6 protein-coding genes are annotated in these 7,318 nt (G+C 62.8%); 3 read left to right on the top strand and 3 right to left on the bottom strand.

Translation table 11 applies throughout. The annotated features are described in order from the left end of the window. Window positions 1-22 precede the first annotated feature (22 nt). The 3 genes from HX869_RS30975 to HX869_RS30965 form a co-directional block, all read right to left on the bottom strand. Window positions 23-1,723: an aspartate:alanine exchanger family transporter gene (locus HX869_RS30975; protein ID WP_043224664.1), complete on the bottom strand. Its 1,701-nt coding sequence runs from the start codon at window positions 1,721-1,723 to the stop codon at window positions 23-25. Between the two features lie 69 nt (window positions 1,724-1,792). Further along, on the bottom strand, window positions 1,793-3,223 hold the full coding sequence (locus HX869_RS30970) for a glutamate decarboxylase (protein WP_008436222.1): 1,431 nt from the start codon (window positions 3,221-3,223) through the stop codon (window positions 1,793-1,795). 189 nt (window positions 3,224-3,412) lie between these two features. Next, on the bottom strand, window positions 3,413-4,435 hold the full coding sequence (locus tag HX869_RS30965; protein ID WP_177029192.1) for an AraC family transcriptional regulator: 1,023 nt from the start codon (window positions 4,433-4,435) through the stop codon (window positions 3,413-3,415). 168 nt (window positions 4,436-4,603) lie between these two features. On the opposite strand from HX869_RS30965, the gene efeU reads away from it, so the two are divergent. The 3 genes from efeU to HX869_RS30950 all read left to right on the top strand — a co-directional run. Next, entirely contained in the window at window positions 4,604-5,452 is an 849-nt protein-coding gene (efeU, locus tag HX869_RS30960; RefSeq protein ID WP_003218412.1) for an iron uptake transporter permease EfeU, read from the top strand. Window positions 5,453-5,462: 10 nt separating this feature from the next. Further along, window positions 5,463-6,665 (top strand): iron uptake system protein EfeO, encoded by a 1,203-nt coding sequence (gene efeO / locus HX869_RS30955; protein ID WP_178904161.1) that lies wholly within the window; start codon window positions 5,463-5,465, stop codon window positions 6,663-6,665. A 14-nt stretch (window positions 6,666-6,679) separates the two neighbouring features. After that, on the top strand, window positions 6,680-7,318 hold a 639-nt coding region (locus tag HX869_RS30950; RefSeq protein ID WP_178904160.1), incomplete at its 3' end, for a Dyp-type peroxidase domain-containing protein.

Below are 7,318 nucleotides of genomic sequence, written 5' to 3'. Positions count from 1 at the left end.
AACGGATATGTACCCAATACAGCTACCGCGCCAGCACCATGGCAAAATACCCAAACACCGTGAGCAAAATCCCCGACACCGCATACGCCACCGGAAACCCGATCCACGGCACCGTACTATCAATTTCCTTGGCCGCCTCCCGCGCCGGCCCCGAGTGACTCCGCGCCCCCGCAACACCGCCCATGAGAATCGCCGGGTTGATCTTGAACACATGAAAACCCACAGCCCAAACAATAAACGGTGGAATCGTACAAGCCACGAACCCAAGCAAAAAGATCTTCAACGCAATGATCGCGCTAATCTGCGAAACCAGGTTAGCCCCCGCATTCACCCCCACAATCGCGACAAAGAATATCAACCCCATGTCCTCGAGAATGTTGCGCGCCGCATTCGGGGTATTCCCAAAAAACCGCACCCGCGACACCAGCGACGAGACGATAATCCCCGACACCAGCAACCCGCCCGCATTGCCCAGCCCCACCGCCGCACCGAACGCCGGCACCTGAATCAGCCCGATCAACAACCCCAGCACCATACCCAGCGACAGCGTCAGCAAATCCGTCGCCGTACTCGCCCGCCCCGCCTTGCCCAGCAACGCCGTGGCCTTGTCGATGGCACTGCGCAAGCCAATCAAGTGCATCACATCCAGGCGCTGCAACCGCGTTTCCAGCCCCACCGGAATCGGCGCTCCACCCCGCTCAATCCCCACCAACTGCACCTGCCCGGCAATCGGCGACTGGCTGAATTCCTTGAGCGCCCTGCCCACGGCATCCTTGTGGGTCACCAGAATCACCGCCTCATCCAGCGGTATATTCAACGCCCGGGCATCCGGTACTTCCGGCCCGATCAGGCCCATGTGATCGGTCAGCGCATCCAGGCTGCCGCCCAGGGCGATCACATCGCCCAGCTGCAACACCAGCGTCGGATCAGCCCCCAGCAACTCTTCACCACGCTCGACGTTCTCGATCTGGTACAACGCAAAGCGTTGGCGAAACTGCGCGATGCTCTGCCCCACCAGCTCCGGGTTCACCAGGCGATAGGCCCGCAGGTCAAACGGCCGATACCCACTGAGCCCGGCATCGTCGACGTTCGGCACACCGTGCTCCACCTCGAATGCCTTGGCCGCCTTGCGCGCATCCACACCCCACCAGCGCGGCAGGTATTTGCAGATCAGGATGATGCCGACCGTGCCCCAGATATAGGTGATGCCGTAAGACAGCGCGATCATCGCGGTGGCCGCCGCCGCCGTGGTGCCCGGTGGCAGCGGCACCACGCCCGAGGTAATCGCCTGTTCGGCGGAGCCAATCGCCGCCGACATGGTTTGCGAACCGGCAAGAATCCCGCCCGCCGCGCCCACCGGCAGGGATAACAGCCGCACGCCGAGCACCACGATACCCAGCCCGAGGAACGAGGACAGGATCGCCAGGAAGGTGAATTTCAGGCCATCACCCTTGAGACTGTTGATGAACGAAGGCCCGACCCGCAGCCCGACGCCGTACATGAACAGGTAATAAAACAGGCTCTTGGTAAAGTTATCGAGTTCGAAATGCACGCCGTAGTAAGACGCCCACGTCGCAATCGCGCAGCCGATCACGATGGCCCCGGCCACCGCGCCCAGGCCATAACCCTTGATGGTGCCGCGCCCGACCCAGACGGACAGGCCAACCACCAGGAACAGCAGGATGTAGGGGTTGTCGTGCAGGAAAGTAAAGAAGGCAGTCACGATGATTCGTACCTGGCGATGCAACGCTAAAGGCACCGGGCCTCGAGGCCCGGCGGGTGTTCAGTGCGTTCAGTCGAGGTTCGGGGTGTCGGCCGGGATGACCGGGTCGGCGATGGCGCCATGGCTGAAGCTGGGGCCCGCGTCGGAATGCTCCACCGGGTTTTTCTGCAGGTGGGCAACGGCCTTGCGCAGGTCTTCCAGCAGCAACGCCACCAGGTCACGGCTCACGCCATGCCGTACCAGGATGCGCTGTACCACGACGTTCTGCCGATCGGACGGCAACGGGTATGACGCGATCTGCCAGCCGCGCATGCGCACGCGCTCCGACAGGTCGTAGAGGCTGAAGCCGTGGTCGACGCCGTCCTTGAGCTTGTAGCAGACCGCCGGCAGCCCATCCTTGCCGTCGTACACCAGTTCCAGCGGGGCAAACTTGGTGATTTCCGAGGCCAGCCATTGCGCCGTGTCGGAGCACGCTTGTTGAATCCGCGTGTAGCCGTCGCGCCCCAGCCGCAGGAAGTTGTAGTACTGGGCGATGATTTCACCGCCGGGCCGGCTGAAGTTCAGGGCAAAGGTCGCCATGTTGCCGCCCAGGTAGTCGACGTAGAAGATCAACTCTTCCGGCAGGTCTTCGGTAGAGCGCCAGATAACCCAGCCGACGCCCAGCGGCGCCAGGCCGTACTTGTGGCCGGAAGCGTTGATCGACTTGACGCGCTCGATCACAAAATCCCATTGCAGCTCTTGCTGGATGAACGGGGCGATAAACCCGCCGCTCGCCGCGTCGACATGGATCGGGATATCCAGGCCGAGGTCACGTTGCATCGAGTCCAGCTCGGCCGCCAGGGCTGCGACCGGTTCGTAGATCCCGGTGAAGGTCACGCCCAGGGTCGCGACGACACCGATGGTGTTTTCGTCGCAATATTCCCGCAGGTCGGCCGGGCGCAGGCCCAATGCGTCACCGCGCAACGGCACTTCGCGAATTTCCACATCGAAATAACGGGCGAATTTCTTCCAGCAGATCTGCACCGGGCCGCACACGAAATTCGGTTTGTCGGTGGGCAGCCCCGCCGCTTCCCGGCGTTTCTTCCAGCTCCACTTCAGTGCCAGGCCGCCAAGCATCGCCGCTTCGCTGGAACCGGTGGTGGAGCAACCCACGGTTTGCCACGATTTCGGCGCGTGCCACAGGTCGGCAATGATGTGCACGCAACGGTTTTCGATCTCGGCCGTCTGCGGGTACTCATCCTTGTCGATCATGTTTTTGTCGAGGGCATCGGCCATCAACTGCTGCACTTCGGGCTCGACCCAGGTGGTGCAGAAGGTCGCCAGGTTTTGCCGGGAATTGCCGTCCAGCAGCAGTTCGTCGCGCACCAGGTTGTAGGCGGCCGACGGCGTGGTCGAGTGGTCCGGGAGGCGGTACTTGGGCAGTTTGTGCTGGGCGGAGCCACTCGAATAGACGTCTTCGATGGCTTGGTCCTGGGTCTCTACGGTTCTGTGAAGTGCCATGAAATCCTGCTCTTGAATGAGGGAAATGGCGTAGACGTTGATCGCGACAAATGCCGATCAGGCTGCGTCAGGAAACGAACGATGGAGCGGTGGCGCCGAATATCACACGCACGGCGGCGCAGGAAAGTGACCCAGATCATTAAAGGCGTGGATAAGCAGGCAAACGTGCCGGGGGTGCCTGGCAGTGACCTACTGGCTCAGTGCTTCGTTCAATATCAGGCTGCGATAGTGCCCGGGGTTGGAGCCCGACCACTTGCGAAACGCCTTGTAGAACGAGCTGGCATCGGCAAACCCCAGGCGGGTGGCGATCTCGGCAAAGCTGATGTCGGAATCGGCCAGCCAGACGATCGCCAACTCCTTGCGCACGCTGTCCTTGAGGCCCTGGTAGGTCTGCCCTTCTTCCGCCAGGCGCCGGCGCAGGGTCGAGGCCGAGATGCACAGGGATGCGGCCAGGCCTTCGGTTTCCGGCCAGGTGTCGGCGGGCATGTGCCGCAGGTCGGTCTTGATGCGGGTGGCAAGGCTGTCCGGGTCGCGGTATTTGACCAGGATGTTGGCGGGCGCATGGGCCAGGAAGCGCTTGAGCTCCTCCGGGCTGCGCTTGATCGGCAGGTCGAGGCAGTCGGCGGAAAAGATCATCCGGGTACGCGGCCGGTCAAAGCGCAAGTTGTCGGAAAACATCACCTGGTAGTCGTCGCAGAAGTCCGGCTGCGGGCAACGCAGTTCAATCGCCAGGATCGGGATCCGGCGCCCAGCCAGCCAGCAGGCGACGCCGTGGACGATCATCCAGTAGGCGAAATAGGTGAAGGCGCGCCTGGGTGCGGGCTCCGGCTCCAACAGGACGATTTCCGCCAGGCTCTGCTGGCGAACCAGTTGCGCCGGCATGCGCTCGAGCATCAGTGACAGGAACCCCAGGCCGGTTTCCAGCGCAGTGGCCAGGCTCGGTTGTGCCATGGAGGCCCGGCAGAGGAACTCCAGGCTGCCGGATTTGAGCTTGCGCGGGTCCATGCCAAAGAATTCATCGTCCATTCGCCGTGCCAGCAAGCGCCATAAGCGTGCGTAAGCGGTTGCCGGGACGCGTGCGGTTGGCTGGCCCAGCAGTGCTGGATCAATCCCGACCTTGGTCAACACTTCATCGCTCGCCGCACCCGGCGCACAGCTCTGCAACAGGGCTTCGCGGACCAGTTGGATGGAAATCGTGTCTTTTTCCGACATGGGGAATGGCGCAATCCGGTGGCTGGGACGATGCCGCGCATTCTAGTGTCGGATGCGGTTTGCCACCACCGTTCAGTCAAGGTTCAGTAAAGGTCAATATTCCCTGTTTAGTAATGAGTATCATTATGTTACAACTTAGCATCCTATCTAGTGACGATTCGGTGCCGAATGCTTGTTCCCTTTTTAATCATGCTGCGCGAAGGCATAGAAGCCGCCTTGATCGTTGGCATTATTGCCAGCTACCTCAAGCAAACTGGCCGTGGCCAGTACATGCCCGCAGTGTGGATCGGCGTATTTCTGGCAGCGGCCCTCGCGCTGCTGGTCGGCGGTGGCCTGGAACTGGTGAGTGCCGAATTCCCGCAGAAACAACAGGAACTGTTCGAAGGCATCGTCGGCCTGGTGGCCGTGGGCATTCTCAGCTCCATGGTGTTCTGGATGCGCAAGGTCGCGCGCTCCATCAAGCATTCCCTGCATGAATCCCTCGATCATGCCCTGGCCGGCTCCAAACACCAGGTCACCGCGCTGATCGCCATGGTGTTTTTCGCCGTGGCCCGTGAAGGCCTGGAAACCGTGTTCTTCCTGCTGGCCGTGTTCCAGCAAAGCGAAGGTCCGGGCGCGCCGATTGGCGCCCTGCTCGGCCTGATCCTGGCGATCATCGTCGGCTTCCTGATCTACACCGGCAGCATGCGCCTGAACCTCGGAGCGTTCTTCCGCTGGACCGGCCTGTTCATCCTGGTGGTGGCCGCCGGCATCCTCGCCAACTCGGTACAAGCCCTGCACGAAGCCGGGGTATGGAACCACCTGCAAACCGTACTGTTCGATTTCAGCGCGACGCTGCCGATGGATGGCCCGCTGGGCTCGGTGCTGGCCGGCATGTTCGGCTATCAGGACGCCCCGACCATCAGCACCCTCGGTGCCTACCTGATTTACCTGGTGGTGGCCCTGGTGATGTTCTTCCTGCCGGCGCCGCCGAGCAAGCCGGCTACCCGCACAACCTCTTCCGTTTCCAGCCAGTAAGGACCGCCTCTTGTCCAACCAAACCCCTCAACCGGCTCCGCCCTCCCGCGCCTTGCGCTGGGCGGTGGGCGGCTCGGTGGTCGTGATGATCGCCGCCGGTGGCCTGTTCTACTACGCCTCGCAACTGGCCGCCTCCAAGCGCCAGGCCAACCACAATGAAATCGCGGTGACGATCCACGCCCATAGCTGCGAACCGAATGCGCTGACGGTACCGGCGGGACGCGCCAGCTTCCGCATCATCAACCGCTCGGACCGTGCCGTGGAGTGGGAAATCCTCGACGGCGTGCTGGTGGTCGAAGAGCGCGAGAACATCGCCCCGGGCCTGAGCCAGGTGATCAACGCCAACCTGCTGCCCGGCGACTACCAGATCACCTGCGGCCTGCTGAGCAACCCGCGTGGCACCTTGAAGGTGACACCGACTGCCGAGTCTGACGCCCAAGCCAAGGCCAAGCCGTCGATGGTCGCGTTTATCGGCCCGCTGTCGGAGTTCCGCGTGTACCTGAGCAGCCAGGGTAGCGCCCTGGTCAAGGCCGTTACCGCGCTGGACCAAGCCATCGAAGCCGGCGACCTCGCCCAGGCCCAGGCGCTTTACGTACCGGCCCGCGAGGCTTACCAGCGCCTGGCCCCGGCTTCGCAACGCCTGGCGGAACTGGACAACGCGATCAACGCCCGCGCCGACTACTTTGAAAAGCGCGAGCAGGACCCGGCCTTCAGCGGCTTCCACCGTCTCGAATACGGCCTGTTCCAGCAACGCAATCTCGACGGCCTGGCGCCGATTGCCCAGCGCCTGGTCACCGACGTCACCAGCCTCAAGCAACAGCTGCTGGCACAGTCGCTGCCGCCGGAGCAACTGGTGAGCATCGTGGTGCGCAACCTCAACAGCCTGGCCGACGTACGTGCCGCCAGCGGTGAGGAAGAACGCTACAGCCATACCGACCTCAACGGCTTCGCCGCCAACCTGGACGCCGCCCGCAAAGTGGTCGACCTGATGCGCCCGCTGCTGACCAAATCTGCCGCGCAATTGCTGCCGGGGATCGACAGCGCGATCAACGCCCTCGATGCCGAACTCAACGGTTTGAAAGTCGATGGCCGCTACGCCTCGTATGACAGCGTTACCGCCGATCAGCGCAAGCAGATCGCCGACAAGGCCAAGGCTCTGGCCGTTGCACTCGATAGAATCGACCCCGCCCTTGGCCTTTCCGGCCTGAAGTGAAGACGACCGTAGACATGAGTGATTCAGAACAATTTTCCGCCCAGCGTCGTCGTGTATTGCTGGGTATGGCCGCCACTGGCGCGGCCATTGCCGGCAGCAGCCTGAGCTGCCCGGCAATGGCTGCCAACGCGGCGGCACAGGTGACCACCGCGCCAAGCAGTGAAAAGACCCAGGACCACCACGATTTCCATGGCAAGCACCAGACCGGCATCGTCACTCCGCGCCCGGCCTGCGGCATGTTGGTGGCATTCGACGTGTTGGCCAGCGACCGCGAGGACCTGGAGCGGCTGTTCCGCACCCTGAACGAGCGCATCGCATTCCTGATGACCGGCGGCACCGTGGTGCAAGTCGACCCGAAACTGCCCCCCACCGACTCCGGCATCCTCGGCCCGGTGGTGACACCGGACAACCTGACCATCACCGTATCGGTGGGCGAGTCGCTGTTCGACGAACGCTTCGGCCTGGCCGCAGCCAAGCCCAAGCGCCTGATCCGCATGGTCGGTTTCCCCAACGATGCACTGGAACCGGCGCAGTGCCACGGCGACCTGAGCCTGCAGTTCAGCTCCAACACCCCGGACACCAACATCCACGCCCTGCGCGATATCGTGAAAAACCTGCCGGACCTGCTGCTGGTGCGCTGGAAGCAGGAAGGC

The sequence above is a fragment of the Pseudomonas sp. P7779 genome (genome assembly GCF_013386315.1).
Taxonomy (GTDB): Bacteria; Pseudomonadota; Gammaproteobacteria; order Pseudomonadales; family Pseudomonadaceae; genus Aquipseudomonas.
This window is presented reverse-complemented; position numbering and strand designations above follow the sequence as displayed.

Bases quoted from the DNA above. Each gene is read 5' to 3' on its own strand.
- HX869_RS30970 (WP_008436222.1), bottom strand. From the start codon at position 3,223: ATGGCACTTCACAGAACCGTAGAGACCCAGGACCAAGCCATCGAAGAC.
- HX869_RS30965 (WP_177029192.1), bottom strand. From the start codon at position 4,435: ATGTCGGAAAAAGACACGATTTCCATCCAACTGGTCCGCGAAGCCCTG.
- efeU (WP_003218412.1), top strand. From the start codon at position 4,604: ATGCTTGTTCCCTTTTTAATCATGCTGCGCGAAGGCATAGAAGCCGCC.